We start from the raw sequence: 2,905 nt of genomic DNA on the forward strand, positions 1-2,905 counted from the left end.
ACACCCTCCCTCTCCCGGCTCGCCTCTCCGGCAACCCTTCCTTCCTCGACGTCCTCCTTCGCACCCGTGACGCCTGCCTCGGCGCCTACTCCCACCAGGAGCTTCCCTTCGAGAAGCTCGTCGAGGAACTCCACGTCGAGCGTGAGCCTGGACGCAGTCCGTTGGTCCAGGTCCTGTTCGCGCTCCAGAACGCACCCGGTGGACAGCTTCAGCTCCCCGGGATTCAGGTCGCTCCGCTGGAGTTGGAGACACGGACCTCGCGGTTCGAGCTGTTCCTCGCGCTGGAGGAAACCCCCGAGGGGCTCCGCGGCTCCATCGAGTACTCCACCGCGCTGTTCGCTCCTCGCACCATCGAGCGCATGGCGGAGCACTTCGTGCGACTCGTCGAGGCGTTCGTCCGTGCACCCGAGCGCCCCTGCGGACAGGTGCCGCTCCTCTCCGACGACGAGCAACGCCAGTGGCTCATCGACTGGAACCACACGGCGCGCCCGTACCCGTCCGAGTCGTCTCTCGTGCGCCTCTTCGATGCACAGGTGGCGCTGCGGCCCGAAGCCGTGGCGATTCGGCACGGTGAGCGCGTGCTCACCTATGCCCAGCTCGATGCACGGGCCAATGCGCTGGCCCGGGTGCTGCGTTCACATGGCGTCGACCGACGGCATCCACAGGTGGGCGTGTGCCTTCCTCGGTCCCCGGAGCTCATCGTCGCGTTCCTCGCGAGCCTCAAGGCCGGTGGAGCCTACGTCCCGCTCGACCCCGAGCACCCCACGGAGCGACTGGCCTTCATGGCCCAGGACGCCCGACTCGCGGCCATTGTCTCCCGCGATGCCCTGAGCGCGCGGCTGCCCGAAGGTCCGTGGCACGTGGTGAACCTGGATCGGCTCGGAGATGCACTGGAGGGTTCGGCGTCAACTCCGTGGGTGGACGACAGCACCGCCGACGACCTGGCGCACGTCATCTACACGTCGGGCTCCACGGGGCGGCCCAAGGGCGTCTGCATTCCACACCGGGGCGTGGTTCGCATGGCGCTGGACACGGACCACGTCCGACTGGGACCGGATGATCGGGTCGCGCAGGTGACCACGGTGACGTTCGACCTCTCCACCTTGGAGATCTGGGGCGCACTGCTCAACGGCGCCGCGCTCGTCATCCTCGACAAGGACGAGGTCATCCAGCCTGACGTCTTCGCGCGCCGACTGAAGGAGGAGCGTATCTCCGCGCTGGTCGTCGCCACCGCCATCTTCCACCACACCGCGCGCACGCACCCTGACGCCTTCGCGGGGCTGCGCTGGGTCATCTTCGGAGGAGAGGCCGCCGATGCGACGACTGTTCAACGCGTGCTCAACCACGGAGCGCCTGGCGCCTTGGTGAACGGCTACGGCCCCACCGAGAACACCACGTACAGCACCTGGTATCAGGCCCAGCCCTCCACCGAGCTGTCTGTCCCCATCGGGAGGCCCGTCTCCAACAGCACCGCGTATGTGCTCGATGCGAACCTGCAACCCGTTCCCCCAGGCGTCGCGGGTGAACTCTTTGTCGGCGGTGATGGACTCGCCTGGGGCTATTGGGACAGGCCCGACCTCACCGCCGAGCGCTTCATTCCCCATCCCTTCAGCACGACTCCGGGCGCACGCCTCTATCGCACGGGCGACCTCGTTCGTTTCCGTCCGGATGGTGAGCTGGACTTCATCGGTCGCCGCGACTCGCAGGTGAAGCTGCGCGGCTTCCGCATCGAGTTGGGGGAAGTGGAGAGCGCGCTGCGCGCCCATCCCGACGTGCGCGACGCCGTCGTGCTCGTGCGTGAGGACTCGCCGGGTGACAAGCGACTGGTCGCCTACGTCGTGACGCGAACGTCCGGGACACTGGTGCGTGAGCACCTGCGGCAACAGCTTCCCAGCTACATGATGCCCTCGGCGGTCGTCGTCCTCGACGTGCTTCCACTCACGCCCAACGGCAAGGTGGATCGCCGCGCCCTGCCAGCGCCTGAGTTCGGACCGCTGGAGACGGACTCGTTCGTCGCGCCACGCACGGAGCTGGAGTCGCGGCTCGCCGCCATCTGGACCGCGGTGCTTCATCTCGACCAGGTCAGCGTCACCGCGAACTTCTTCGACCTCGGCGGACATTCACTGCTCGCCACCCAGGTCATCTCTCGCATCCAGGAGCACCTGGGTGCGCTGGTTCCAGTCCGCGCGCTGTTCGAGGCGCCATCCATCGAGTCGCTCGCTCGCGTCATCGAGCAGCGCCAAGGCGCCTCCGAGGTTCAGACGAACCTGGCTCTGATTCCGACTGTGGGCAGAGATGCGCCGCCGCCGCTCTCCTTCGCGCAGGAACGCCTCTGGTTCCTCAGCCAGCTCCACGGGCATCAGGCCGTCTACAACATGCCCTTCGCGCTCCGGCTGGAGGGCGCTCTCGACGTCACCGCGCTCCATGACAGCCTCCGCGCGCTCGTCCTCCGGCACGAGGCTCTCCGCACTCGCTTCCCGGGCGACGGCGCGCCCTCTCAGCACATCTCCGACTCGCCTGACTTCGACTGGGGACTCGTCGACCTCTCGGCCTCTGCCAGCCCCGACGAGGAGGTCCTTCGCCTTCTCCAGCTCGACGCCGAGACGTCCTTCAACCTCGCCCTCGGGCCCCTCTTCCGTGCGCGCCTCTTCCTCCTCGCGCCTCAACGACATCTGCTGCTGCTCAACCTCCACCACATCGTCTCAGACGGCTGGTCCTTCGGCGTCCTCTACCAGGAGCTCTCCGCCGAGTACCTCTCGCGCCTCCAGGGTGTTCCTACTCCCCTGGCCCCGCTCTCCATCCAGTACGCCGACTTCTCCTCCTGGCAGCGCACCTGGCTCTCCGGCGACACCCTCTCCTCCCAACTCGACTTCTGGACCCGCCTCCTCGACGGCGTCCCTCACGT

1 protein-coding gene is annotated in these 2,905 nt (G+C 67.6%); it reads left to right on the top strand.

What is annotated here, in order from left to right:
- A partial coding sequence (locus G4D83_RS45065) for a non-ribosomal peptide synthetase (protein WP_163871145.1) occupies window positions 1–2,905 on the top strand: 2,905 nt, incomplete at both ends.

Source organism: Myxococcus eversor (genome assembly GCF_010894455.1).
GTDB classification, from domain to species: Bacteria; Myxococcota; Myxococcia; order Myxococcales; family Myxococcaceae; genus Myxococcus; species Myxococcus eversor.